Genomic DNA, 23,632 nt, shown 5'->3' with positions numbered 1-23,632 from the left:
CAAGAATCTTGCGAGAGGATCGAATCATGGCTGCGGAAGCTCTTTACCGGTCAGTGCTTTACATTCCCGCCTCGCGAGCGCGCGCGATGGACAAGGCACGCGGTCTGGATGCCGACGCCATCATCTTTGACCTCGAAGATGCCGTGTCACCCGATGAGAAACCGGCGGCACGCGCAGCCTTGGCGGAAGAGCTGCGGATCGGCGGCTATGGTCACCGACAGCGAATCGTCCGGATCAACGGGCTCGATACCGACTGGGGCCGCGACGATGCCGAAGCGGTCGCCGGGATGGACTGTGACGGCGTGCTTCTGCCCAAGGTCGATAGCCCCGGGCTGGTCGATGCCCTTGCGGCCCTTGTCCCGGGCAAACCGCTCTGGTGCATGATGGAGACGCCACGGGGCGCGCTGAATGCACTTGCAATAGCCGACCACACCGCTGTCGCGGGCTTTGTCCTCGGCACAAACGACCTCGCCAAGGAACTGGGCTGCGCAACCGGCGGGGACCGTTCTCCGATGCTGACGACCATACAGCTTTGCCTTGCGGCGGCGCGGGCGGCAGGGATCGTCTGTGTCGATGGAGTTTACAACGCCTTCAAGGATGCCGAAGGTCTGGCCGCCGAATGCGTTCAGGGCCGCGCCTGGGGTATGGACGGGAAGACGCTGATCCATCCGGCTCAGATCGAGATCGCCAATTCCGTGTTCGCGCCCGGTGACGAAGAAGTCGCACTGGCGGAAAAGCAGATCGAGGCCTTTGACGAGGCCGTCCGGCGAGGCGAAGGTGTGGCCGTTGTCGACGGCAAGATCGTCGAGAACCTGCATATTGAGACCGCCCGAAAGACGCTCGCCCGCGCCGGCGCCATCCGGGCAAGGGAGACGTCATGACACTTCTTATTCTCGGGCTGATCCTCTGGACGGTGGCTCATCTATTCAAGCGGATCGCACCGGGTCCAAGACAGGCGCTTCAGGACAGGATGGGCGACGCGTCCAAGGGCCTTTTTGCGGTCGTTTTGCTCTTATCAGTTGTCCTGATGGTCATCGGCTACCGCGGGGCGGAAACCGAATTCCTCTGGGGCCGCTCGCCCGCCACCACCGGCATCAACAATCTGCTCATGCTGGTTGCGGTCGCGCTTTTTGGTCTCGGAAACTCGAAAAGCCGTCTCCGCCGGTATTTCCGCCACCCGATGCTCTGGGGCACGGTGATCTGGGCGGTGGCGCATCTTCTGGTCAACGGAGACACGGCGTCCATCGTGCTTTTCGGCTGGATCGCCGTCTGGGCACTGATCGAGATGCCGCTGATCAACCGCGCAGCGCATTCCTACGTCCCCTTCGACGGCGGCAGCGCCATGGGCGATATGCGCCTCGCGATCATTTCGCTCGTGATCTACGGGGTGATCGCGGGCATCCACACCTGGCTGGGCTATTTCCCGTTCGGAGGATGATGTGAAGACCAATCCGGGCCGCTTCTTCGAGGACTACACCGTCGGAGAGGTGATCGAGCACGCCGTGCCGCGCACGCTCGCCGGCGGCGAGAAGGCGCTCTATCACGCGCTTTATCCCGCGCGCCACGCACTGCATTCGTGCGAGGCATTTGCCCGTGACTGCGGTCTGTCCGGCCCCATTGACGATCTGATCGTGTTCCACACCGTCTTCGGCAAGACGGTGCCTGACATCTCGCTGAACGCCGTGGCCAATCTGGGCTACGCCGATGGCCGGTGGCTGCGACCGGTTTATCCCGGCGACAGCCTGACGGCGCAGTCGCGCGTGATCGGGCTGAAGCAGAACTCAAGCGGCAAGAACGGCGTGGTCTGGGTGCGGACGACGGGCCGTAACCAGCGCGGCGAAGAGGTTCTGGATTACGTACGTTGGGTCATGGTGCGCAAGCGTGACCCCGAGGCGCCCGCCCCCGAAACCGTTGTGCCGGACCTGCCCGATGTCGTCGCGCCAGCGGCTCTGGTGGTGCCCGAGGGGCTGGACTTCGCGGCCTACGATTTCACGTTGGCGGGCGAGCCGCATCGCTGGGGAGACTACGGGATCGGAGAACGGATCGATCATGTCGACCGGGTCACCATCGAGGAAGCCGAGCACATGATGGCGACGCGCCTCTGGCAGAACACGGCCAAGGTCCATTTCGACGCCACCAACCGCGAGGACGGCCGCCGCCTGATCTATGGCGGGCACGTGATCAGCCTTGCGCGGGCGCTGTCCTTTAACGGGCTGGCCAATGCGCAGATCATTGCCGCTTTGAATGGCGGCGCGCATGTCTCGCCCTGTTTCGCGGGCGACACCGTCACCGCCTGGTCCGAGGTTCTGGACAAGGCCGAGACAGCTGTGCCATCCGTCGGAGCGCTGAGGCTGAGGCTGGTTGCTCAGAAGGCCGGGGCTCCGGCCTGCTCACTCAGGGGCGAAGACGGCAAATACGCTGACGGCGTGTTGCTGGACCTCGACTACTGGGTGCTGATACCGACTTAATGTGCGTTTGCGCGCATAATCTGCGCTTTGACTGATTTTAGGTGCGGAAATATCTGGCTCGTCAGATCACTTCTGACGGAGCACTTATAATGACCACCACGACCACCAATTCCACGAACTCGACCGCGCTCAGCCTGCCCACCGTGGGCGGCGCCGATATCCTGATCCGCCTGTCTCTGGCCGGCACGTTCATCTACCACGGCCTCGACAAGTTTCCGAACATCGCTGCAGGCGCCGAGTGGATGGGGCTGCCCTACGCTCTCTGGCTACTGGTCGCCCTTGCCGAAATCGCCGCCGGTGCCGGCATCATCGCCGGGCGTTTCATCCCGAACGCCATCGGTGATCTGACGAGCCGCCTCTCGGGCGTTGCGATCGCCGTGACGATGGTCGGCGCGATCTACCTCGTCCACTGGGGCCAGTGGAGCAACATGCCTTCTGAAAGCCATCCCTTCGGCGGCATGGAGTTCCAGACGCTGCTTCTTGCCACGGGTCTGTTCTTCGCGCTTCGTGGCAACAAGGCCTGATAAGCCAAATTCCCTCGTGCCGGGGCCGTCCAGATGGGCGGCCCCGAGTCGTTTCAGTATTTGTGATCACTGTTTTCCAATGTGTGATCACATTAGGGAAATTTCCTTCGATTGTGAGCGTTAAAAGGCAAAACGCCGCGCCCTGATGGCGTGACACTTCCCGAAAAACCGTTATTCATTAGGCAAGCAACGGAAGGGAAAACACATGGCCGATGTGAATAGGGGCAACCGCCCCCTCTCGCCGCATCTGACGATTTACCGCCCGCAACTGACCTCGATGACTTCGATCCTGACGCGTATCACGGGCAATGCCCTTTTGGTCGCGGCACTTCTGATCGTCTGGTGGTTTTTGGCGGCTGCAACCGGACCCGAGGCCTTCGCCACCGCCGATGCGGTCATCACGTCCTGGTTCGGTGATCTCGTCATGGCGCTGTCGGTCTGGGCGCTCTGGTACCACGCACTGGCTGGCGTCCGGCACCTTATTTGGGACACGGGGCGCGGACTTGAAGTGCCAGTTGCCGAAAAGCTCGGTCTTGCGGTCATCGGCGGGTCGCTCGTGCTGACGCTGATCACGCTCGTCGCGGTCTGAGGAGGGCTCTCGCATGGCATATCTGACCGATCTGAAGCGCGCCGTCGGCATGGGCTCGGCCCGCGAGGGGACCGAGCATCACTGGGCAATGACCAAGTCGTCGGTTGCGCTCCTGATCCTGACCCCGCTTTTCGTTTTCACCTTTGGGCCGATGCTGGGCGAGCCGCATGATGCGGTCGTCGCCTATTTCTCGCGGCCCTTCCCGGCCATCGTGGCAGCGCTGACGCTGGCGGTGGGCTTCATGCATTTCAAGAGCGGCGTGCAGGTGCTGATCGAGGATTACGTCCACGGTCTGGCCCGGAAAATCGCTATCATCTTGATGATTTGTCTCAGCTATGGCGCGGCCGCGACGGCCCTGTTCGCCATCGCCAAGATCGCACTCTGAGGGGGGCTCATGGCCGCTTACGAATACGAAACACACGAATACGACTGCATCGTCGTCGGCGCCGGCGGGTCCGGCCTGCGCGCAACCCTCGGCATGGCCGAGCAGGGTCTGCGCACGGCGTGCATCACCAAGGTGTTCCCGACCCGCTCGCATACGGTTGCGGCCCAAGGCGGCATCGCGGCGTCGCTGGGCAACATGGGGCCGGACCACTGGCAGTGGCATATGTACGACACGGTCAAGGGGTCGGACTGGCTGGGTGATACGGACGCGATGGAGTACCTCGCCCGAGAGGCACCCAAAGCGGTCTACGAGCTTGAGCACTACGGCGTGCCGTTCAGCCGGACGGAAGAGGGCAAGATCTATCAGCGTCCCTTCGGCGGCCACACCACCGAGTTCGGTGAAGGCCCCCCGGTGCAGCGCACCTGCGCCGCAGCCGACCGCACCGGCCACGCCATCCTGCACACGCTCTATGGACAGTCGCTGAAGAACAACGCGGAATTCTATATCGAGTATTTCGCGATCGACCTCATCATGTCCGAGGACGGCCAGTGCCAGGGCGTACTGGCGTGGAACCTCGAAGACGGCTCGCTTCATGTCTTCAACGCCAAGATGACGGTTCTGGCCACCGGCGGCTATGGCCGGGCCTATTTCTCGGCGACGTCCGCCCATACCTGCACCGGCGACGGTGGCGGCATGGTGGCTCGCGCGGGTCTGCCGCTTCAGGACATGGAGTTCGTTCAGTTCCACCCGACCGGCATCTATGGCGCCGGCTGCCTCATCACGGAAGGTGCGCGGGGCGAGGGCGGTTACCTGACCAACTCCGAAGGCGAGCGCTTCATGGAGCGCTACGCGCCCACCTACAAGGACCTTGCCAGCCGTGACGTCGTCTCGCGCTGCATGACCATGGAAATCCGTGAAGGCCGGGGCGTCGGTGCGGACGGTGATCACATCCATCTGCACCTGAACCACCTGCCGCCCGCGACTCTTGCCGAACGCCTGCCGGGTATCTCGGAGAGCGCGCGCATCTTCGCCGGTGTCGACGTCACGAAGGAGCCGATCCCGGTTCTGCCGACGGTGCACTACAACATGGGCGGTATTCCGACGAACTACTGGGGCGAGGTTCTGAACCCGACCCAGGACGATCCCGACCGGATCGCGCCGGGCCTTATGGCCGTAGGCGAAGCCGGTTGCGCAAGCGTTCACGGTGCGAACCGTCTTGGCTCGAACAGCCTGATCGACCTTGTGGTCTTCGGCCGCGCGGCCGCGATCAAGGCCGGGCAGGTCGTGGACCCGAACGCGCCCAATCCGACGCTGAACACCGCCAGCATCGACAAGGCGCTCGACCGGTTCGACGGGCTGCGCCACGCCAAGGGCAACGTCGCCACGGCGGAGCTGCGCCTTGAGATGCAGAAGACGATGCAGGCCGACGCGGCTGTGTTCCGTACGGACAAGACGCTCGCCGAAGGTGTCGAGAAGATGTACGCCGTCGCCGCCAAGCTGGACGACATCAGCGTCACCGACCGTTCGATGGTCTGGAACTCGGACCTGATGGAAACGCTCGAGCTGACCAACCTTCTGCCCAACGCGCTGGCCACGGTCGTCAGCGCCGAGGCGCGCAAGGAAAGCCGGGGCGCCCATGCGCATGAGGACTATCCCGACCGTGACGACGAAACCTGGCGCAAGCACTCGCTGGCATGGGTCAACGGCAAGGTCGAACTGGACTATCGCCCGGTGCATCTGGACCCGCTCAGCGACGCCGAAGCTGGCGGTATCGATCTCAAGAAGATCGCACCCAAGGCACGCGTCTATTGAGATCGCTCGCCGCGATACCCCTCGCGGCGGCGCTGCTCGCCGCCTGCGGTCCGGTCTCGCCCGAGGCTGCGGCCCGCATGTGCGAAGAGCGCGCACGCGCCGCGACGGGCCCCACGGGTGAAGTCGGTGTCGGAATCAATTCCGACGGCAAGGTGCGTGGCGGTTTCGAGGTGGGCATAACGTCCGACTATCTTTACGGCCGCGATCCATACGAGGTCTATGACCAATGCGTGCGTCAGAAGTCGGGTCAGGGGCCGATCCGACCGCTGGTGCTTGAGCCCTGATGGTGGCCGCAACGGGATATTCCGGCACGCCTCTGCCGAAGAAGCTGGGCCTGAAAGACGGTCAGGCGGTGGCCTTTTCGGGCCTCCCGGCGCATCTGGCCGACCTGCTCAGGGCGCGCGCCTATCGGTCGGTTGAAAGCGTTGGGGACTGGACCGAGATCATAGGGCGAGACCTCGATTATGTGCATCTCTTCACCGACAGCGCCGCGACGGTCGACGCCGCAACGCCCGCGCTTCGAGACAGGATTGCGCCTGACGGGATGATCTGGATGAGCTGGCCCAAGAAGGCGTCCAAGGTGCCTACAGATGTCACCGAAGATGTCATCCGCAAAAGCGCTCTGGCGGATGTGCTTGTAGATGTGAAGGTCTGCGCGGTCGATACGGTCTGGTCCGGGCTGAAACTCGTTATTCGAAAGGAACACCGGGCATGAGAACTTTCGCGTTTGCCGCCATTCTGCTGACCCTCACCGCCTGCACGCAGGCGTCTCAGGATCAGCTGGCCCGGGATGCCGCGAAACAAGCCGTTCGCCCGGTTCTGGCCGAACGCTTCCCCGGCGTTCCGTTGGAGGGTGCTACCGACTGCGTGATCGACAATGCGTCGAGCCGGGAGATCCTTGTCCTCGCCGCCGATGCCGTGACCGGGCCGACCGCGTCCACGGTCGAGGTTGTGGCCGACATCGTGCAGCGGCCCGCGACGATCGAGTGTCTGGTGCGCGAAGGGGCAGCACTTGCCATCGCGACCGGGATGATCCGCTGATGCGGCGGGATACGAAACATATCGGGCTCCTGAGTGGCCCGGAACTTCAGCGGCACGCGGGAGGCAGGCCTTACAAGGCCGACCGCGCCGCCAGAAAATGCAGACGGAGGTTTGTCTCATGGTCCAACTGACCCTTCCCAAGAACTCCACGATCCGTACGGGTAAGACCTGGCCCAAGCCCGAAGGCGCCACGAACCTGCGCAAGGTGCAGATCTATCGCTGGAACCCGGATGACGGAGAGAACCCGCGCGTCGACACCTATTTCGTCGATATGGACACCTGCGGGCCGATGGTTCTGGACGCGCTCATCAAGATCAAGAACGAGATCGACCCGACCTTGACCTTCCGCCGGTCCTGCCGGGAAGGCATCTGCGGCTCCTGTGCGATGAATATCGACGGCATCAATACGCTGGCCTGCATCTATGGCCTCGACGAGATCAAGGGCGACATCAAGATCTACCCTTTGCCGCATATGCCGGTCATCAAGGACCTGATCCCCGACCTGACCCATTTCTACGCGCAGCACGCGTCGATCATGCCCTGGCTCGAGACCAAGACGAACCGGCCTCAGAAGGAATGGCGTCAGTCCATCGAGGACCGCAAGAAACTGGACGGGCTCTATGAATGCGTCATGTGCGCTTCCTGCTCGACGTCTTGCCCGTCCTACTGGTGGAATGGCGACCGGTATCTCGGGCCGGCCGCGCTTCTTCATGCCTATCGCTGGATCATCGACAGCCGGGACGAGGCCACCGGCCAGCGGCTGGACGAGCTGGAAGACCCGTTCAAACTCTATCGGTGCCACACGATCATGAACTGCGCCAAGACCTGCCCCAAAGGGCTAAACCCGGCCAAGGCGATTGCCGAGATCAAGAAGATGATGGTGGAACGGATCGTCTGATCCTTCGTGGCCTTTCTTCTGTTCATTCTGGGGTTCGGCGTTTTTGCCTATATGGTCTGGAAACGCCGGATGACCACGCTGACGCGCAACTGCCGCTGGCGGCAGGACCGCGCGGCGGGCGACTGGGTCTGCGCCTATTGCAGCGAAAGGGTCGTGTCTGAAAAGGAACCGCTGGTCTGCCGCGACCCTGAACGGGACGGGATGACCGGGCTCTGACGCCTTCTTGTGGCCGTAATCGCGCGAAAGACTGCGGCGCATGACGTCGAAACGCCCCTCTTTCGGCAGGCTGTTCCTGCTCTTGCTGACCATCATGATCGCCGCGCCCTTTCTGGAGCCGCTGGCGAACCATATTCGCGAGCGTTCCGACGCGTTCAGCGCTTTGCGCTTTGATCTGGGGCAGTCCGTGGGGCAACATCCGGGCACGTTCCGTCCCGAACTGGTCATCCCAGTTGTCGGCGGACGGGGCCAGATCCTCCTCGCTCCGGCGGAGGCCCTCGTAGAGATCGACCAGACGCGCCGCACCGTGTCGGACGGCGGGTTCGAAATTCCCTATCACCAGTCCGATGTGTCGATCCGCATGCGCTTCGAGCCATTGGAGTGGGATAGCTTTCTGTCCGACGGCGAGACGCTGAATTGGCGCGAGGCGCGGATCAGGGTCCGTGTCGGAATGCCCAAGATATTGCAGGGGCATGTCACTCTTGAGGCCGATGGCCGCGAAACCCGGTTCCAGAAAACCCAGACCGGCCAGCATCGCCTCGAGTTCACCGCGCGCGCTCCGCGTGACCTCGCCGAATGGTCTACGGTCAGATACTCGGTCACAGGTTGGGGGAATTTCACGATCACGCCCATAGGCTGGCGGACACAGGTGACGCTGACCTCGGAACTGGGTCTGGAAAAGTTTCAGGGTATTCAGCCCGTATCTTTCGAGCAAAGCGCCTTTGATTTCAGTGCGGTCTACGACATGGATCGCGACCTGTTCTACGAGCGCGCCGTGCGGGGGAACGAATTCCGCCGCAAGCCGAAACCGGGCGAGGGCGCGTTCCTGGGGATGCGCTTCGGAGAGATAAAGGATGCGCCTTATGCCCAGATCGACACGCGCGGGGCGGACATGCCGTACCGGCACGTGTCAACGGCGGTCGGCTATGCGCCGCAGGTTCTCGCCCTTGCGGCCCTGCTTCTTTTCCTCATCGACTGGATCAGGGGACGGGACAGCGGTGACAACGCCTACGCCGTGACCGTAGTGGCAGGGGGCGCGGGCATGCTGGCGATGGTCTTTTCCGCCTAAGCGCTTGGCGGGCGGAACGCCTTTATCCTCGGTCTATTCGTGATCGGCGTGGTCGCGGCGGGCGCACTGCGCCGTGGGTTCCCGCTTGGCTGGCCCGTCATCGCCGCCTTGATGACGCTGCCGTGGGTGCCGCTTCTTTACCCGTCGGTCTGGATGGGGCCATGGCATCCGGCGCTTCCGGACGTGCTACTGGCATTGACCGTGGCGGCCCTCGGCATCCTTGCCGTGCTCGAATGGGGGCTCAGGCGGCTCGGCCGCCGTACGGCCTGACGGCTTTCTGCACGACGCCTCGGGGAAAACTGCGTAACCGCTGACCGCGCTTTGCGGGTGGCTGCGTCTAGGGCTGAGGGATCACTCACCCAACGCAGGAAAGCCCTCATGTTTCGATCTACCGGCTTCAGATTTATCGTCGTCGCCTTTCTCGTCCTTGTCATGAACATCCCGATGAGCCTCGTCTCGGACGTGGTCTGGGAAAGGGCGCGCTACAGTGACGAGACCGTCGCTGACATCAGCCGCGAATGGGGCGGGTCTCAGCTTTTGTCGGGTCCGGTGCTGGTCATTCCCGTGACCGAAGAGTTGCGCCGCGAAAAGCGCCAGATCGCAACCGACCCCGATACAGGCTTGTCGCGCCGCGACGCCGAGGGCCGGCTCATGTACGAGATGGTGGAAGAGCGCGAGACCGTCACCAAACCGCCAGTCTACCTCTATCCCGAGACGCTGAACTATCAGGTGGCAATGACCAGCCAGACGCGTCAGCGCGGCATCTTCGAGGTGCCGGTCTATTCCGCCTCCGTGGACATCGGGTTCGACTTCGACCCGGAGCTTGTAATCGACGTCCTGGCGCCCGGTGAGACCGCGAACTGGCCGGCGGCCGAGGTGCGCTCGTACCTGGGGGCAAGCCGGGGTCTTCGGGGGGAAGCGACGCTTGTGAGCGGCAGCGAGAGCTTTGCCCTCGAGCCGGTGCACGCGTCGTCGGAGGCAAGCGGGATCGTGGCCGAAGTGGGCGATCCCCGCGCGCTAGACGCGTTCACAATGACCCTCGGTCTGAACGGGGCGCAGAGCTTTGGCGTTACTGCCACGGGCCGTCTGACCCGGTTCGCGCTCGACAGCGACTGGCCCGATCCGAGTTTCGACGGCAGCTTCCTGCCCGACGCGCGGGAGGTTCGTGAGGACGGGTTTTCGGCGGATTGGACCGTGCCGCATCTGGCGCGCGGGCTTCCGGCAGTGTCGCGGGAGTGGACGGACAGCCTTGCTCGCAAAACCGCCACCATGGAGGTCCGTTTCCTGACACCGAACGACTTCTACCAGAAGGCATGGCGCGCGTCGCGCTATGGCATCCTGTTCGTTGCGATGACCTTCCTGACCATTCTGCTGATCGACCGCGCGGGGCCGAGACCGTCCCATCCGGTGCAATTCCTGATGATCGGGCTGGCGCAGGCGGTCTTCATCCTGCTCCTCGTCTCCTACGCCGAACATCTGGGCTTCGGTTCGGCCTACGCCATTGCCTCGGTGGCGACTGTCCTTTTGATCGTGGCCTACGCCTGGAAGGGGATGCGCTTCGGGCGGCGCGCGGGGGTTCTCGGTCTGGTGCTGGCAGCGGTCTATGGCGTTCTTTTCCTGGTCCTGAGAAGCACGGATTACGCGCTCCTCGCCGGTTCGACGCTGTCGTTCCTCGCCCTCGGCGGAACCATGTTCGCCACACGAAACGAGGAATGGCGCGAGGCGCGGCCCGGCCTTCGCTGGCCCTTCCCCCGAAATCTCGGCAAGAGTGCGCCGGTTTCACCCGACGCTGAAACACCCGGTTAGGGAGCGCCTTTGATCTCGCCTGCCGGTGCCTTAGATGCTGAGCATGAAGACGACACCGAAAACAGGCATGCGCGCGAGGCTCGTCCCTTTGATGGCAAAGGGGCGGGCTTCGGTGCGGCGGCGGGTGCCGCCTGGCTGGCGCTGGCCTATTGGGATTGTGCTTATTGTTTTCGGTTTTCTGGGCTTCCTTCCGGTGCTCGGCTTCTGGATGATCCCCCTCGGCATCGCCGTCGCGGGCATGGATACGCGGCCTGCTTGGCGCCGTTGGAGAGACTACCGCATGCGCGGCGCTGTGCAGACGCCCGTCCGCGAGCGCGCCAGAGAGATCAAGGAGAATGCGCCCCGTGACCCATGAAGCCCCCGCCGATGCCGATGCGCGCCGTGCCGCGCCCGCGGTGATCTGCTACCCGACCGAGACCCTGCCGGGCGCCGATATCGCCGCCTATCTTGAAGCCTATGCGGGCTACCGGAAGACGGGGGAGGTCATCGCCCAACCGCGTGAGGCCGCCAGCTTTCACGTGCCGGCGGGGGCTGTGTTCCGCATCATCTCGGTCGAAGGGCCCCAGGTGGGAGACCTGAACCTTTGGAACGCAAACGACCTGAGTGAGCGCTTCTATTCGGGCAAGACGCGAGCGCTTCACGGCACCCATGTCTCGACCGGCGACAGGCTCTGGTCAGTCTTTCCACGGCTGAGGCCGATGGCGACGATCATCGACGACACGCTCGACTGGTACGGGCTCGATGCCGATGGCGGCGGTGTCCATGACGTGATCGGCACGCGTTGCGATCCCTATACCGGGCGCCTTCTGGGGGGCGGCGATTATCACCATTGCTGTCACTCGAACCTGACACGCGCGCTGGCCGGGGCGCGGCAGATGTCCGCTGAGGAGGCCGAAGCCCAAATACATGACGTGCTGAACGTTTTCATGTGCACCGGTTTCACCCGCGATACCGGTCAGTATTTCATGAAGGCCTCGCCGGTTCGCCCAGGTGACAGCCTGACGTTCTTTGCCGAGATCGACCTTCTGGGCGCGCTCTCGGCCTGCCCCGGAGGCGATTGCGGGTCCGAGCATTCCTCGGATGTGGCGCCCTGCTACCCGCTTCTGGTCGAGATTTGGGAGGGTGATCCGCCCGCGGGCTGGTCTGTGCCCGAGCCGAGCGCCTACGACCGGTCGCACGGTCTTTGAGACAGGATTTGCGCCCCGGCTGCGCCGGGTCGCGGTGGTCGGATGCTGCCGCATCCGACAGAAGCGAGGGGCTCTGCCCCTCGCGCTCCCCGGGATATTTCCGGGCCGATAATGAGAATGCCTCTCGCGGGATCGGTCCCGTTACGAGAAGGCGGCTTCGAGGGCGATTTCGACCATATCGCCAAAGCTTTTCTCGCGCTGATCGGAAGGCAGCGCCTCGCCCGTGATGAGGTGATCCGACACGGTCAGAACAGCAAGGGCGCGCCGCTGGTAGCGGGCCGCGAGGATGTAGAGTTCGGCCGCTTCCATTTCCACACCGAGAATGCCGTGGCGGGTCATCTGCTCGTTCAGGTCCGGGCGCTCGTCGTAGAAGACGTCCGAGGAATAGATGCCGCCGACATGGACGCCGACATCCTTGCCCTCTGCCGCGCGGGCGGCGGCGGACAAAAGCGACCAGTCGGCGGTGGGCGCGAAATTCAGCTCGCGGAAGATACCGCGCGAAGGTGTCGAGACCGTGGTGGCCGACATCGCGAGGATGACGTCGCGCACCTTCACGCGCTCCTGCATGCCGCCGCAGGAGCCGATCCGGATCAGCGTCTGCGCGCCATAGTCGCGAATGAGCTCATTGGCGTAGATCGAAAGCGACGGCATCCCCATGCCCGAGCCCTGGATCGTTACGCGGTTGCCGCGCCAGGTGCCGGTGAAGCCCAGCATGCCACGCACCTCGTTCACCAGTTCGGCGCCTTTGAGGAAGGTCTCGGCGGCCCAACGCGCGCGATAGGGGTCGCCCGGCAAAAGAACCGTCTCCGCGATCTCCCCGGGTTTTGCGCCGATATGGATGGTCATGTCTCTGCTCCGTCTGACTGTTCGCCCGAGACTATCGCCTTCGGCGGGGCTGAGGAAGAGAGGCCCTCGACCCGTGCTCTCGTTCGTTCACATGGCGGAGAGAGGCTGTCATATCGCTTTCCCATGGCGGGTCGGTCGCCTATCAGAGGAAGGGAGCCACCGCTCAGGAGACTGCGCTCAAGATGTTCGATGCAGCACTTATGCCCATGTCGCAGCGTTTGCTGCAGCCGCTGGCGCGGAGGGCTGCGTCTTTCGGCGCCACGGCGGACAGTATCACCATCCTCGGCTTCGTCATCGGTGTGCTTGCCGTTCCGGCGCTGGCCCTCGGGTACTGGTCGATTGCGCTTCTTCTGATCCTTCTGAACCGGCTTTGCGACGGTCTCGACGGTGCGGTCGCGCGGGCGACAAAGCCGACCGACCGGGGGGCGTATCTGGACATCGCGTTGGACTTCACCTTCTACGCGCTCGTGCCGCTTGGCTTCGCTCTGGCCGATCCTCAGGACAATGCGCTGGCCGCCGCGGTCCTGATTACCTCCTTCATCGGCACCGGTTCATCCTTTCTGGCCTTCGCGGCGGTTGCGGGCCGGCGCGGCGACACGGCGGCGGCTTTCCCGCGCAAGGGCATATATTATTTGGGCGGGCTGACCGAGGGCTTCGAGACCATCGTGGTGCTCGTCCTGATGTGCCTTTTCCCGGCCCATTTCCCCACGATCGCCTACATTTTCGCCGCAGCATGCGCGGTAACGACGGTGCTTCGCTGGCGTCAGGGTTGGGTGGCGTTCGGCGCACGCTAGGGCCGGACGGAGGATCCGCCCACCTATCCCGACACCTTGTGCAGAACGATGTTGAATCCTTCCTCGGCGCCGGGCGGCGCGAAATTCCGGGTGAAGGCGTGGAACATCTTATCGGTGACGGTAAAGGCGTGTTGCCCCGACGCGTTTCGCGCACTCAGGCGTGCCAGGCATATCGCATCCGGCGCGTCGAGCACGTGCATCTGATGCCGCGCTCCGCTTGTCGCGATCACATCTCGCATCCAGGCGCGCTGCTGCGGCGTGTTCGCCGGGAAGTCGAGTACGACCGACACGCCTGCCTTGAGAAGCTCTGACACATGGGGTGCCATGATCTTCTGCAAGCGTTCGGAGCAGCGCAGATAGTCCTGTCCGCTTGCAAGCTGGCCGGAGAAGAGCGCGGCAAGCCAGTCGTCCTCGGCGATGCGAACGGTCCTGTCTGCCTGAGAGAGTGTTGCCGAAAGCGTGGATTTTCCGGCGGCGATCTTGCCGCACATCATGTGCAGCACGGGTGTGTCAGGTGACATGGAGATGACCTTGATGTGCGCGGATCGCGCGTATGTTTCAGCAGCAGGAATTCCCGGCCCGGAGTTCAGGCCGGGCGGGTAATTCGGCCCGACACGGGGCGATGCATCTGAAGCGAAGCGGTCATTGGCCAGCGTCTCGCACGGATCGCCGCACAGTTCCAGCCCGGCTGAAGCTTGTGGAGGTCAGTGTGTCCGCACTGCGCCTGTTCTGCAGGCGACCTATTCGGCAGCCACGGCGGCGGGATCGGCCAGCGCCACGATATCGAACATGATACGGTTCAGTTCGAAGTCCTTGGGCGTATAGACCGCTGCCACGCCCATGCCGCGGAGGCGCTCGGCGTCGTCTTCAGGGATGATCCCCCCCACCACAAGCGGCACGTTTTCGAGACCGGCGGCGCGCATCTCGACCAGCGTCTCCTCGATCAGCGGGATGTGCGAGCCCGAGAGGATCGACAGCCCGATTACATGCGCGCGCCCGTCACGCGCGGCAGCGACGATTTCGGAGGGTGTCAGGCGAATGCCCTCGTAGGTGATCTCCATCCCCGCATCGCGCGCGCGCGCCGCGATCTGTTCGGCGCCGTTGGAATGACCATCAAGGCCGGGTTTGCCCATGAGAAAGCGCAGCCGCTCGCCCAGCCTTGCCGAGACCGCGTCGACGGCCTCGCGCAGTTCGTCCAGACCTTCGGTCCGGTTCGACGGGGCCGACGACACGCCGGTGGGCGCACGGTACTGACCGAAAACGCCGCGCACCACGTCACCCCATTCGCCGGTCGTCGCGCCGGCGCGGGCGGCGGCGAGGGACGGCCCCATGATATTGCGACCCTCGGCGCAGGCGGCGCGGAGATCGGCAAGCGCGGCCCTGACCGCTGCCCCGTCGCGCTCCGCGCGCCACGCATCGAGCCGGGCGACCTGGTCGGCTTCCGCTTTAGCATCGGCCACCATGATCGCGTCCGGCCCCGAGGTCAGGGGCGAGGGCTCCCCTGTCTCGTATCTGTTGACGCCGACGACCGTCGTTTCGCCGGCCTCGATCCGCTGGATGCGGTCGGCGTTGGCTTCGACAAGCTGTCGTTTCATGTATTCGATCGCCTCGACCGCGCCGCCCATCGCGTCAATCTGGGCCAGCTCGGCGCGGGCGCCTTCCTTGAGAGCCGAGACCTTGCGCTCGACCGCCGGATTGCCATCGAACAGGTCGTCATACTCCAGAAGGTCGGTCTCGAAGGCGAGGATCTGCTGCATCCGAAGCGACCACTGCTGGTCCCATGGCCGGGGCAGGCCAAGCGCCTCGTTCCAGGCGGGGAGCTGGACAGCGCGAGCGCGGGCGTTTTTCGACAGCGTGACCGCCAGCATCTCGATCAGGATGCGGTAGACGTTGTTTTCCGGCTGCTGCTCGGTGAGACCCAGGGAATTGACCTGCACGCCGTAGCGGAAGCGCCGGAATTTCGGGTCTTCGACGCCGTAGCGCTCGGCTGTGATCTCGTCCCAGAGCTCGGTGAAGGCGCGCATCTTGCAGAGCTCGGTCACGAAGCGGATGCCGGCGTTCACGAAGAAGCTGATACGGCCGACCATCGCGGGGAAATGCTCGGGCGCAACCTTGCCCTTGAGGTCGTCCAGCACGGCCGTGGCGGTGGCCAGCGCGAAGGCAAGCTCCTGCTCGGGCGTCGCGCCCGCTTCTTGCAGGTGATAGGAACAGACGTTCATCGGGTTCCACTTGGGCAGTTCCGAGCGGGTCCAGGCGGCCACATCGGTGATCATCCGAAGCGACGGTTTGGGCGGGCAGACGTAGGTGCCGCGCGACAGGTACTCCTTGATGATGTCGTTCTGCACAGTTCCCTGAAGCTTCGAGATGTCGGCGCCCTGTTCCTCGGCTACCGCGACGTAGAGCGCGAGAAGCCAGGGCGCTGTCGCGTTGATCGTCATCGACGTGTTCATCTGTTCGAGTGGGATATCCGCAAAAAGCGTCCGCATGTCGCCCAGATGCGCAATAGGCACCCCCACCTTGCCGACCTCGCCGCGGGCAAGCCGGTGGTCGCTGTCATAACCGGTCTGGGTCGGCAGATCGAAAGCCACGGAAAGGCCCGTCTGCCCTTTGGCGAGGTTGCCGCGATAGAGCGCATTCGACGCTTTGGCGGTCGAATGTCCGGCATAGGTCCGGAACAGCCAGGGGCGATCTTTCTGCGCTTGCGACATGGCGGGCGGCCCTCTTTCGCGTCTGTAATTTTATTTCACGAAATGACAGATATTCGAAATCTTATGGCGTTGTCAATTCGCTGCGTTGCGGCGAATCCCGTGCTTGCAAGGGCAGCCACGCAACGCGACACTGTGCGGAAGGAAGGGGACCCCGGACATGATCGCTCAGGCTGATGCAGCGCTGCAGGAAGGTAGAGGCCAAAGGGCTCTCTTTCTGTCGACTGGATCATCCTTGGCCTGCATGACCCGCAACTAGGCGCGCGCTCGGAACGGCATGACGCAAACGGTTTCCCTGCCGCTCTGGCTTCTCATCCTGATCCTGCTCTTCGCGGCGGTCACAGCCTCGACGCATCTCCTGTTTCCGTCCGTGCGCTGGTTCTTCCGGCGGCGCGCCGAGAGGGTCGTCGCGCGTCTGAACGAGCGGCTTCAGCGGCCGATTCAGCCCTTCAAGCTTCTACGCCGTCAGGACATGATTCAGCGGGTGATTTACGACCCCGACGTGGTCCGGGCTGTTCAGCATTATTCGGTCGACCAGAAGGTGCGCGAGGACGTCGCCTTCGAGAAAGCGCGCCACTATGCCCGGGAGATCGTGCCATCTTTCTCTGCGAGCGCGTATTTCGGTTTCGCAATACGCGCGTCGAAATGGCTGTCCACCAAGCTGTTCGAGGTGCGGTTGCACCGCATCGACGTAGAGGCACTAGAAGGTATCGACCCCGACGCGACGGTGGTTTTCGTCATGAATCACCGTTCGAACTTCGACTATGTGCTGGTGACCTACCTGGCCGCGTCGCAATCGGCGCTCAGCTACGCCGTGGGCGAATGGGCGCGGGTCTGGCCTCTTTCCCGGTTGATCCGCGCCATGGGGGCTTATTTCATTCGCCGCCGTTCGCGCAACGAACTCTACCGGAAGGTGCTGTCGGTCTATGTGCGCCGCGCGACGGAGGCGGGCGTGACACAGGCTGTCTTCCCCGAAGGCGGCCTCAGCCGGAACGGTCTGGTAGGCGAGCCGAAGCTGGGCATTCTCAGCTACATCGTCGAGGGCTGGCATCCCGAGGGCCGTGACGTTGTGTTCGTGCCTGTCTCGCTCAACTACGACCGCGTGGTCGAGGACCGCATCCTGGTCGCTGCAGACCGCGACCCGAACCATCGGTTCAAGGCCTCTGCCCCCGAGGCAATCCGCTTCACGATCCGCTATGTGAGAAGGCGCATTCAGGGAAAGGTCGGTCGGTTCGGCGTGGCGTCAGTCACTTTCGGATGCCCGGTCTCGCTTGCGGAAGAGGCGGCAGGCGGCGGGCGCGTGGTCGAGCGTCTGGCGCGCCGGCTGACGGGCGACATCCGGGCCAATGTGCCGGTTCTGACCACGCCGCTCGTCGCCGTCGCGCTGGTCAATCTGGATGGCGCCGGAACCGTTCAGCAGATCGGTGCGAAAATGGCCGACTTGCTGAAATCCGTTCCGAAGACCGCAATGGTCGACGCGGTCGCGCCTGACGATGAAAGCGCCCTTCGTCGTGAGTTGGATGTCCTGACCTTGCGCCAGATCCTGACTCGGGAGGGCGAGGTCTACCGGATCGCAGATGACGCTCTTGCCTCGTATTATGCCAATTCCATCCGGCAGCACTTCGATGCAGCTGCAGAATTTCCCGCACCCTTGCCGAACGGTAACGGAAAATCCAAAAAGTCATAAAATTTCAATTTCTGGTTTTTTTCGTTTGCAAAGTTGCGTGACGGGATCTACCTCCTCTGGTGAAGGCGTTGCGATTCTGCGTTGCAGCGCTGCTCTGATAGGAGGCTGAGATGGCTTTGGATACGAAGGCAGACGCGATGACGACCTATTCCGCTCCGGTGAAAGACCTCTACGAGATTGGTGAAATGCCTCCACTGGGGCACGTCCCCGAGAAGATGCACGCGTGGGCGATCCGCCGCGAGCGTCACGGTGAACCGGATCAGTCCTTTCAGCTTGAAGTCGTCGATGTGAAAAAGCCCGACAGCCACGAGGTGGTCGTGCTCGTGATGGCCGCCGGCGTGAATTATAACGGCGTCTGGGCCGGCCTCGGAATCCCGATCAGCCCTTTCGACGTGCATGGTGCGCCCTATCACATCGCCGGCTCTGACGCGTCGGGCATCGTCTGGGCGGTGGGCGACAAGGTCAAACGCTGGAAGGTCGGCGACGAGGTCGTCATTCACTGCAACCAGGATGACGGCGATGACGAGGATTGCAACGGCGGCGATCCGATGTTCTCGCCCAGCCAGCGGATCTGGGGCTACGAGACACCGGATGGCTCGTTCGCGCAGTTCACCACCGTTCAGGCGCAGCAGCTCATGGAGCGGCCCAAGCACCTGACATGGGAAGAAAGCGCCTGCTACACGCTGACGCTCGCCACGGCCTACCGGATGCTCTTCGGTCATCATCCGCACGAGCTGAAGCCGGGACAGAACGTGCTGGTCTGGGGCGCGTCCGGTGGTCTTGGGTCCTACGCGATCCAGTTGATCAACACTGCGGGCGCCAATGCGATCGGCGTGATCTCGGAAGAGGACAAGCGTGACTTCGTCATGGGTTTGGGAGCTAAAGGGGTCATCAACCGCAAAGACTTCAACTGCTGGGGGCAGCTGCCCACCGTGAACACATCCGAATACAAGGAGTGGTTCAACGAGGTCCGCAAATTCGGCAAGGCGATCTGGGACATCACCGGCAAGGGCGTGAATGTCGACATGGTTTTCGAGCATCCGGGCGAAGCCACATTCCCTGTCTCGACCTTCGTCGTGAAGAAGGGCGGCATGGTGGTGATCTGCGCCGGAACCACCGGCTACAATCTGACGATGGATGCACGCTATGTCTGGATGCACCAGAAGCGCATTCAGGGTAGCCACTTCGCCCATTTGAAGCAGGCCGCAGCCGCGAACAAGCTGATGGTCGAGCGCCGCCTCGATCCGTGCATGTCCGAAGTCTTTACCTGGGCGGATATTCCGGCGGCGCATATCAAGATGCGCCGGAACGAGCACAAGCCGGGCAATATGGCTGTACTGGTGCAGGCGCCCCGCACGGGTCTCCGCACTTTCGAAGACACGCTTGAGGCGAGCACCTCGCTCTGAGATGTTTAAACCCTGCAAGCCGAATCGCGCCGGGCTATCCGCCCGGCGCGATTGCATTTGGGCGCCCTGGATCCCGGAATCTTTAAGAATCAGAAGGATGAAAACGGCTCCCTCCCTATTTCTGGGGAGTTGAAATCAGTGAATTTTCCGAAAAATCGTCACATGCTATGGTTGTTTTAATGCTTCGTTAACCTTTGAAAAAGAGAGTCGATGATGGCGAATGAATGGATACTCGATGTCCTGGCGGACCTGACTGACTTCGCTGAAAAAAATGGGTTGCCAGCTCTTGAACGGCAGTTGCGCTCCAGCGTGGAGGTGGCTCAGATCGAGGTCGCATCGACACAAGGGATAGCGCACGGGTCTGCGCGACGGGGATTGTGCGATGCTGGAAGCGTTTATCGAGCAGCTACAGGAGGTCGAAACCTTTGAGGGCCTGAACGCGCTTGTCGTCGGGCTGAGGGACGGCCTGAACGTCGAGCATATCGTTTATCACTCGGTCAATGCGTCGGGCGGCCAATACGCCGCCCTGACCTATGACGACAGCTGGGTGAACCGATATATCGAGCAGGACTATGCACGGGTCGATCCGGTGGTGCAGGCGTGCTTCCGCCGCTTCCACCCGATCGACTGGAAGCAACTGGACTGGTCCGGCAAGGCACAGCGCTCGTTTCTGGGCGAGGCGATCGACAGCGGTGTCGGCAACCAAGGTTTTTCGCTTCCGATCCGGGGACCCTCCGGGCAGTTCGCGCTTTTCTCCATCTCGGACCGTATGACCGACGAAAAATGGGCGCGCTTCACGCAGGAGAATGTCCAGAACCTCCTTCTTGTTTCTCATTACATCAACCAGAAGGCTCTTGAGATCGAACGCGGCACGGATCATGCGCAACTCGTCAGTCTCAGTCCGCGCGAAACCGACGCCTTGACGATGCTTGCCATGGGTTACAGTCGTGCAAAGGCTGCGGAGGCGCTGTCGATTTCCGAACATACGCTTCGGGTCTATATCGAAAGCGCCCGCTTCAAACTCGCCGCACTGAACACGACCCATGCTGTCGCCCGTGCCCTTGCGAGCGGTCTGTTAGTGGTCTGACAACCCGTCCGCCCGCTGCTGTCGGGCCGAATTAACACCCGAGTTCTATCCCTCCGGCATCAATTCAGCCGGAGGGACACATGCTCAGATATCTTTACGCCGACCAGCTCGCCCAATTTCCCCGCCTTGCCGACACTATGTTCCGCGACCGCGCCGCGCAGTTCTGTGACCGCCTGCAATGGGATGTGACCGTCGGCGCCGACGGTTACGAGCGCGACGGCTATGATGCCCTCAACCCGCTCTATGTCATCTGGGAGAACGCGGATGGAAGCCATGGCGGCTCTATGCGGTTTCTGCCGACGACCGGTCCGAACATGGCCGAGGATCACTTTCTGCACCTGAGCGACGGTGTCGCGATCAAAAGCCCCCTTATCTGGGAATGCACCCGCTTCTGCCTCTCGCCCGACGCCGCGCCGCGCGTCTCTGCAGCGTTGATGCTTGGCGGGATGGAGCTTGGCCTCGGCGCGCATCTGAGCCACGCGATCGGCGTTTTCGACGCGCGCATGGTGCGGATTTACCGGCGCCTCGGCTGGGGGCCGACGATCCTCGGCACGGACGGGCAGGGCAGGGAAGCGATCAGCGTCGGCCTCTGGGCCTTTGATCCTGCGCTTCGCCCCCAGCTACTGGCGCGCGCGGGCGTCGGCAGTGACCTCTCCCGATACTGGTATGACCGATCCTTCGGTGCGCCAACCGTCCGGTTCGCCGCCGGAGCCGCCTGATCGGGCTGGCGCAGGCATGGGCGGGCCTTTAGGGTCCGCCCCTATGAACGTCCCCGTCACCTCCTTTTCCGAAGATCAGGCCGAGGCCTTCGACCGTCTGGCCGAGGCCTTTCGCTCGGCAGGGGTCGACATCGAGGAAAGCATGACGACCCCCCGAACCGAAGGGCAGCAGGGTGTGATGGCGGTGATCGGCAAGGCCGGTTCGGGCAAGACCATGCTTCTGGCGCGGCTGGCCGAGGCGCTGTCCGACGCCGGCGTTGATACGATCTCGGGCGACTATGACGGCCGCCGCCGCAAGGACCGGCGGACGGTGGCCATCCTTGCGCCCACGAACAAGGCCGCAAGCGTGCTCCGGACGCGGGGGGTGCCCGCGGCCACGATCCACCGCATCCTCTACACGCCGCTCTACGATCCGGAATACGAGCGGATTGCAGAGTGGCTGGTGGGCAATGCGGACCGGCCCGAGGTCGAAGGGCTGACCGACGCCGCGCTTGACCGCGCCTTCGCCTTCTACCAACAGGCCAAGTCGGTTCCCGGCGCTCTGGCGGCTGCGGGCCTGAAGGGCTCGGACTTCATCCTCGGCTGGAAACGCCGCGAAGACCCGCTGGATATCGGTTTCGTGGACGAGGCGTCGATGCTCGACAAACGCCAGTTCGAGGATCTGAAGGAAATCTTCCCCACACTCGTCCTCTTCGGTGATCCGGCCCAGCTTGCCCCCGTCAATCAGTCGGGCTCGATGGTGTTCGAAGACCTGCCCGCGCCTCGGAAGCTGACCCTCAGCCGCGTGCACCGGCAGGATCTGGACAATCCGATCCTGGACCTCGCCCATGCGCTCGCCGACGAGACGCTCACGTTCGAGGGCTTCGAGCGCATGATCGAGGATGCCTCCACCGCCGACGACCGCGTGGTTGTCGCCTCCCGCGTTGAAGCCGGCATGATGGCGCGTTCGCCGGTGCTGGTCTGGCGGAACGCCACCCGTATCCGCCTGATCCACGCCTTCCGGCGCGCCTACGATGCCCCTGAAGACAGCCTCCTGCCGGGCGAGCCGCTCATCTGCGACGGGATCGAACTGCCGCTCAAGCACCGGAAAAAGCGGCTCGATCTCGAGGCGCGCGGCCTGATCAAGGGCGCACAGGTGATCTATCTCGGTGCAGGCCGGAAACCGGGCTTCTCGCGGCTTCACGTGATTGGCGCGCCCGACCCGCAGGTGTCCGCCGCCTCCATCGTCAAGATCGAACTCCCCGACGAGGAAGAGCCGTTCATCCCCTTCGCCGCCAACATGGGCGCGGCCTTCTTGCACGGTGCCGCGGTCACGATCCACAAGGCGCAGGGGTCGCAATGGCCCGAGGTCCAGGTCTTCGCCCCCGACCTCTACGCCGCCAGCCGGGCGGGGCGCACCGAAGCGGGCCTGCCGCTCTGGAAACGTCTCGCCTATGTCGCCATCACCCGGGCCGAAACGCGCCTTCACTGGGTTACGCGTTACCGGCTCGGCAAACCGGCCGAGCCCCTGACGACGAGCGATCTCGAAGCGCCGGCCGCTCTCCTCACACTCACAGCCGAGGATACGACAGAATGACGAAAACGATCCTGATTACCGGCGCCTCGTCCGGTATCGGCCACGCCACAGCAGAGGTTTTTCTCGACGCTGGCTGGATTGTCGGCCTCGTGGCGCGCAGGGCCGAGCCTCTCGAGGCGTTGGCCGCCCGTTTCGACAGCGCAATCGCGCTTCCTGCCGATGTCACGGATGGGTGCGCCGTCGAGGCCGTGTTCGATGCCTTCACCGATCAGGCGGGCCGCGTCGACGCGATCTTCAACAATGCCGGCATCTTCGGAAAGCCGGGCGCCATCGACGAAGTCACGGTCGGCGATTTCTCGGACGTCGTCGACGTGAACCTGACCGCCATGTTCGCCGTCGCACGTGCCGCCTATATCCGGATGCGCGACCAAAGCCCAAAGGGCGGGCGGATCATCAATAACGGCTCCATCGCCGCCCATGTCCCGCGCGAGCGCTCGGCCAATTACACGATCACGAAACATGCGATTACCGGGCTGACAAAGGCCATCAGCCTTGACGGTCGCGCCCATGACATCGCCTGCAGCCAGATCGACATCGGCAATGCCGAAACCCAGATGGTACGCGACCTGAACGCCCGTCTCGTGGCCGAGGGCAAGGAGCCGAACCCTGTCATGGACGTCAAGGACGCCGCCCGCATGGTCCTGCAAATGGCCGAACTGCCGCTCTCCGCCAATGTCCAGTTCGCCACGATCATGGCGACCAAGATGCCCTATATCGGGCGTGGCTGAGCACTCATTATCGGCCCGTAAATATCCCGGGGGAGCGCGAGGGGGCAGCGCCCCCTCGCCCCGGTCGGACGCGAAGCGTCCGATCAGAA

The 23,632-nt window shown here is 63.4% G+C and carries 27 protein-coding genes; 24 read left to right on the top strand and 3 right to left on the bottom strand.

What is annotated here, in order from left to right:
* The first annotated feature begins 26 nt into the window (after positions 1 to 26).
* From GQ651_RS17605 to GQ651_RS17530, 17 genes are all read left to right on the top strand, one after another.
* Positions 27 to 881, top strand: coding sequence for an HpcH/HpaI aldolase/citrate lyase family protein (locus tag GQ651_RS17605; protein WP_160765597.1), 855 nt, complete (start codon positions 27 to 29; stop codon positions 879 to 881).
* Positions 878 to 1,438: an NnrU family protein gene (locus tag GQ651_RS17600; RefSeq protein ID WP_160765596.1), complete on the top strand. Its 561-nt coding sequence runs from the start codon at positions 878 to 880 to the stop codon at positions 1,436 to 1,438. Before GQ651_RS17605 ends, GQ651_RS17600 begins: the two co-directional genes overlap by 4 nt.
* A 1-nt stretch (position 1,439) precedes the next feature.
* Positions 1,440 to 2,468, top strand: a complete 1,029-nt coding sequence (locus tag GQ651_RS17595) for a MaoC family dehydratase (protein ID WP_160765595.1) — start codon at positions 1,440 to 1,442, stop codon at positions 2,466 to 2,468.
* A gap of 89 nt (positions 2,469 to 2,557) precedes the next feature.
* Complete coding sequence (locus tag GQ651_RS17590) at positions 2,558 to 2,992, top strand: DoxX family protein (RefSeq protein ID WP_160765594.1); 435 nt, start codon at positions 2,558 to 2,560, stop codon at positions 2,990 to 2,992.
* Positions 2,993 to 3,197: 205 nt separating this feature from the next.
* Positions 3,198 to 3,581: a succinate dehydrogenase, cytochrome b556 subunit gene (gene sdhC, locus GQ651_RS17585; RefSeq protein WP_160765593.1), complete on the top strand. Its 384-nt coding sequence runs from the start codon at positions 3,198 to 3,200 to the stop codon at positions 3,579 to 3,581.
* Between the two features lie 13 nt (positions 3,582 to 3,594).
* Positions 3,595 to 3,966 (top strand): succinate dehydrogenase, hydrophobic membrane anchor protein, encoded by a 372-nt coding sequence (gene sdhD / locus GQ651_RS17580; protein ID WP_160765592.1) that lies wholly within the window; start codon positions 3,595 to 3,597, stop codon positions 3,964 to 3,966.
* A gap of 9 nt (positions 3,967 to 3,975) precedes the next feature.
* Positions 3,976 to 5,778 carry a succinate dehydrogenase flavoprotein subunit gene (gene sdhA, locus GQ651_RS17575; RefSeq protein WP_160765591.1) on the top strand — a complete coding sequence of 601 codons (1,803 nt, stop codon included), beginning with the start codon at positions 3,976 to 3,978 and terminating at the stop codon, positions 5,776 to 5,778.
* The gene (locus GQ651_RS17570; RefSeq protein ID WP_160765590.1) at positions 5,775 to 6,062 is read left to right on the top strand and encodes a hypothetical protein; all 288 of its coding nucleotides are present in this window, start codon (positions 5,775 to 5,777) and stop codon (positions 6,060 to 6,062) included. Before sdhA ends, GQ651_RS17570 begins: the two co-directional genes overlap by 4 nt.
* Entirely contained in the window at positions 6,062 to 6,493 is a 432-nt protein-coding gene (locus GQ651_RS17565) for a DUF3052 domain-containing protein (RefSeq protein WP_160765589.1), read from the top strand. Before GQ651_RS17570 ends, GQ651_RS17565 begins: the two co-directional genes overlap by 1 nt.
* The gene (locus GQ651_RS17560) at positions 6,490 to 6,819 is read left to right on the top strand and encodes a hypothetical protein (protein WP_160765588.1); all 330 of its coding nucleotides are present in this window, start codon (positions 6,490 to 6,492) and stop codon (positions 6,817 to 6,819) included. The genes GQ651_RS17565 and GQ651_RS17560 overlap by 4 nt, the downstream gene beginning before the upstream one ends.
* A gap of 118 nt (positions 6,820 to 6,937) precedes the next feature.
* Entirely contained in the window at positions 6,938 to 7,717 is a 780-nt protein-coding gene (locus GQ651_RS17555; RefSeq protein WP_160765587.1) for a succinate dehydrogenase iron-sulfur subunit, read from the top strand.
* A 6-nt stretch (positions 7,718 to 7,723) separates the two neighbouring features.
* Complete coding sequence (locus GQ651_RS18840) at positions 7,724 to 7,933, top strand: hypothetical protein (protein WP_227258357.1); 210 nt, start codon at positions 7,724 to 7,726, stop codon at positions 7,931 to 7,933.
* A 40-nt stretch (positions 7,934 to 7,973) separates the two neighbouring features.
* A complete protein-coding gene (locus GQ651_RS17550; protein ID WP_160765586.1) occupies positions 7,974 to 9,002 on the top strand; it encodes an inner membrane CreD family protein in 1,029 nt (342 codons plus the stop codon).
* Positions 9,003 to 9,041: 39 nt separating this feature from the next.
* A complete protein-coding gene (locus GQ651_RS17545) occupies positions 9,042 to 9,272 on the top strand; it encodes a hypothetical protein (RefSeq protein WP_160765585.1) in 231 nt (76 codons plus the stop codon).
* A 108-nt stretch (positions 9,273 to 9,380) separates the two neighbouring features.
* A complete protein-coding gene (gene creD / locus GQ651_RS17540; RefSeq protein ID WP_160765584.1) occupies positions 9,381 to 10,808 on the top strand; it encodes a cell envelope integrity protein CreD in 1,428 nt (475 codons plus the stop codon).
* Between the two features lie 34 nt (positions 10,809 to 10,842).
* Positions 10,843 to 11,163 (top strand): hypothetical protein, encoded by a 321-nt coding sequence (locus GQ651_RS18835; protein WP_227258349.1) that lies wholly within the window; start codon positions 10,843 to 10,845, stop codon positions 11,161 to 11,163.
* Positions 11,144 to 11,995 (top strand): urea carboxylase-associated family protein, encoded by an 852-nt coding sequence (locus tag GQ651_RS17530; RefSeq protein ID WP_160765583.1) that lies wholly within the window; start codon positions 11,144 to 11,146, stop codon positions 11,993 to 11,995. Before GQ651_RS18835 ends, GQ651_RS17530 begins: the two co-directional genes overlap by 20 nt.
* A gap of 141 nt (positions 11,996 to 12,136) precedes the next feature.
* Here the strand turns inward: GQ651_RS17530 and deoD are convergent, their stop codons facing one another.
* Positions 12,137 to 12,841 (bottom strand): purine-nucleoside phosphorylase, encoded by a 705-nt coding sequence (gene deoD, locus GQ651_RS17525; RefSeq protein WP_160765582.1) that lies wholly within the window; start codon positions 12,839 to 12,841, stop codon positions 12,137 to 12,139.
* A gap of 206 nt (positions 12,842 to 13,047) precedes the next feature.
* Between deoD and GQ651_RS17520 the strand changes: the two genes are divergently transcribed.
* Positions 13,048 to 13,635, top strand: a complete 588-nt coding sequence (locus GQ651_RS17520) for a CDP-alcohol phosphatidyltransferase family protein (protein ID WP_319637482.1) — start codon at positions 13,048 to 13,050, stop codon at positions 13,633 to 13,635.
* Between the two features lie 23 nt (positions 13,636 to 13,658).
* Here GQ651_RS17520 and GQ651_RS17515 read toward each other — a convergent pair whose 3' ends face one another.
* Entirely contained in the window at positions 13,659 to 14,156 is a 498-nt protein-coding gene (locus GQ651_RS17515) for an AAA family ATPase (RefSeq protein WP_160765580.1), read from the bottom strand.
* Between the two features lie 219 nt (positions 14,157 to 14,375).
* Complete coding sequence (locus GQ651_RS17510; RefSeq protein WP_160765579.1) at positions 14,376 to 16,343, bottom strand: protein meaA; 1,968 nt, start codon at positions 16,341 to 16,343, stop codon at positions 14,376 to 14,378.
* Positions 16,344 to 16,617: 274 nt separating this feature from the next.
* Here GQ651_RS17510 and GQ651_RS17505 point away from each other — a divergent pair, with 274 nt between their 5' ends.
* From GQ651_RS17505 to GQ651_RS17480, 6 genes are all read left to right on the top strand, one after another.
* Positions 16,618 to 18,027 carry a 1-acyl-sn-glycerol-3-phosphate acyltransferase gene (locus GQ651_RS17505; protein ID WP_160765578.1) on the top strand — a complete coding sequence of 470 codons (1,410 nt, stop codon included), beginning with the start codon at positions 16,618 to 16,620 and terminating at the stop codon, positions 18,025 to 18,027.
* 110 nt (positions 18,028 to 18,137) lie between these two features.
* Positions 18,138 to 19,433, top strand: coding sequence for a crotonyl-CoA carboxylase/reductase (gene ccrA, locus GQ651_RS17500; RefSeq protein WP_160765577.1), 1,296 nt, complete (start codon positions 18,138 to 18,140; stop codon positions 19,431 to 19,433).
* Positions 19,434 to 19,815: 382 nt separating this feature from the next.
* Positions 19,816 to 20,520 carry a helix-turn-helix transcriptional regulator gene (locus GQ651_RS17495; RefSeq protein WP_160765576.1) on the top strand — a complete coding sequence of 235 codons (705 nt, stop codon included), beginning with the start codon at positions 19,816 to 19,818 and terminating at the stop codon, positions 20,518 to 20,520.
* Between the two features lie 80 nt (positions 20,521 to 20,600).
* Positions 20,601 to 21,239, top strand: coding sequence for an acyl-homoserine-lactone synthase (locus tag GQ651_RS17490; RefSeq protein WP_160765575.1), 639 nt, complete (start codon positions 20,601 to 20,603; stop codon positions 21,237 to 21,239).
* Positions 21,240 to 21,282: 43 nt separating this feature from the next.
* Complete coding sequence (locus tag GQ651_RS17485) at positions 21,283 to 22,815, top strand: ATP-dependent DNA helicase (protein WP_160765574.1); 1,533 nt, start codon at positions 21,283 to 21,285, stop codon at positions 22,813 to 22,815.
* Entirely contained in the window at positions 22,812 to 23,543 is a 732-nt protein-coding gene (locus GQ651_RS17480; protein WP_160765573.1) for an SDR family oxidoreductase, read from the top strand. Before GQ651_RS17485 ends, GQ651_RS17480 begins: the two co-directional genes overlap by 4 nt.
* The last annotated feature ends 89 nt before the right edge of the window (positions 23,544 to 23,632 follow it).

The sequence above is a fragment of the Kangsaoukella pontilimi genome, from assembly GCF_009830125.1.
GTDB classification, from domain to species: domain Bacteria; phylum Pseudomonadota; class Alphaproteobacteria; order Rhodobacterales; family Rhodobacteraceae; genus Kangsaoukella; species Kangsaoukella pontilimi.
This window is presented reverse-complemented; position numbering and strand designations above follow the sequence as displayed.

Bases quoted from the DNA above. Each gene is read 5' to 3' on its own strand.
- GQ651_RS17605 (WP_160765597.1), top strand. From the start codon at position 27: ATGGCTGCGGAAGCTCTTTACCGGTCAGTGCTTTACATTCCCGCCTCG.
- GQ651_RS17600 (WP_160765596.1), top strand. From the start codon at position 878: ATGACACTTCTTATTCTCGGGCTGATCCTCTGGACGGTGGCTCATCTA.
- GQ651_RS17590 (WP_160765594.1), top strand. From the start codon at position 2,558: ATGACCACCACGACCACCAATTCCACGAACTCGACCGCGCTCAGCCTG.
- sdhC (WP_160765593.1), top strand. From the start codon at position 3,198: ATGGCCGATGTGAATAGGGGCAACCGCCCCCTCTCGCCGCATCTGACG.
- sdhD (WP_160765592.1), top strand. From the start codon at position 3,595: ATGGCATATCTGACCGATCTGAAGCGCGCCGTCGGCATGGGCTCGGCC.
- sdhA (WP_160765591.1), top strand. From the start codon at position 3,976: ATGGCCGCTTACGAATACGAAACACACGAATACGACTGCATCGTCGTC.
- GQ651_RS17565 (WP_160765589.1), top strand. From the start codon at position 6,062: ATGGTGGCCGCAACGGGATATTCCGGCACGCCTCTGCCGAAGAAGCTG.
- GQ651_RS17560 (WP_160765588.1), top strand. From the start codon at position 6,490: ATGAGAACTTTCGCGTTTGCCGCCATTCTGCTGACCCTCACCGCCTGC.
- GQ651_RS17555 (WP_160765587.1), top strand. From the start codon at position 6,938: ATGGTCCAACTGACCCTTCCCAAGAACTCCACGATCCGTACGGGTAAG.
- GQ651_RS17550 (WP_160765586.1), top strand. From the start codon at position 7,974: ATGACGTCGAAACGCCCCTCTTTCGGCAGGCTGTTCCTGCTCTTGCTG.
- creD (WP_160765584.1), top strand. From the start codon at position 9,381: ATGTTTCGATCTACCGGCTTCAGATTTATCGTCGTCGCCTTTCTCGTC.
- GQ651_RS18835 (WP_227258349.1), top strand. From the start codon at position 10,843: ATGCTGAGCATGAAGACGACACCGAAAACAGGCATGCGCGCGAGGCTC.
- GQ651_RS17530 (WP_160765583.1), top strand. From the start codon at position 11,144: ATGCGCCCCGTGACCCATGAAGCCCCCGCCGATGCCGATGCGCGCCGT.
- deoD (WP_160765582.1), bottom strand. From the start codon at position 12,841: ATGACCATCCATATCGGCGCAAAACCCGGGGAGATCGCGGAGACGGTT.
- GQ651_RS17520 (WP_319637482.1), top strand. From the start codon at position 13,048: ATGTCGCAGCGTTTGCTGCAGCCGCTGGCGCGGAGGGCTGCGTCTTTC.
- GQ651_RS17515 (WP_160765580.1), bottom strand. From the start codon at position 14,156: ATGTCACCTGACACACCCGTGCTGCACATGATGTGCGGCAAGATCGCC.
- GQ651_RS17510 (WP_160765579.1), bottom strand. From the start codon at position 16,343: ATGTCGCAAGCGCAGAAAGATCGCCCCTGGCTGTTCCGGACCTATGCC.
- GQ651_RS17505 (WP_160765578.1), top strand. From the start codon at position 16,618: ATGACGCAAACGGTTTCCCTGCCGCTCTGGCTTCTCATCCTGATCCTG.
- ccrA (WP_160765577.1), top strand. From the start codon at position 18,138: ATGGCTTTGGATACGAAGGCAGACGCGATGACGACCTATTCCGCTCCG.
- GQ651_RS17495 (WP_160765576.1), top strand. From the start codon at position 19,816: ATGCTGGAAGCGTTTATCGAGCAGCTACAGGAGGTCGAAACCTTTGAG.
- GQ651_RS17490 (WP_160765575.1), top strand. From the start codon at position 20,601: ATGCTCAGATATCTTTACGCCGACCAGCTCGCCCAATTTCCCCGCCTT.
- GQ651_RS17485 (WP_160765574.1), top strand. From the start codon at position 21,283: ATGAACGTCCCCGTCACCTCCTTTTCCGAAGATCAGGCCGAGGCCTTC.
- GQ651_RS17480 (WP_160765573.1), top strand. From the start codon at position 22,812: ATGACGAAAACGATCCTGATTACCGGCGCCTCGTCCGGTATCGGCCAC.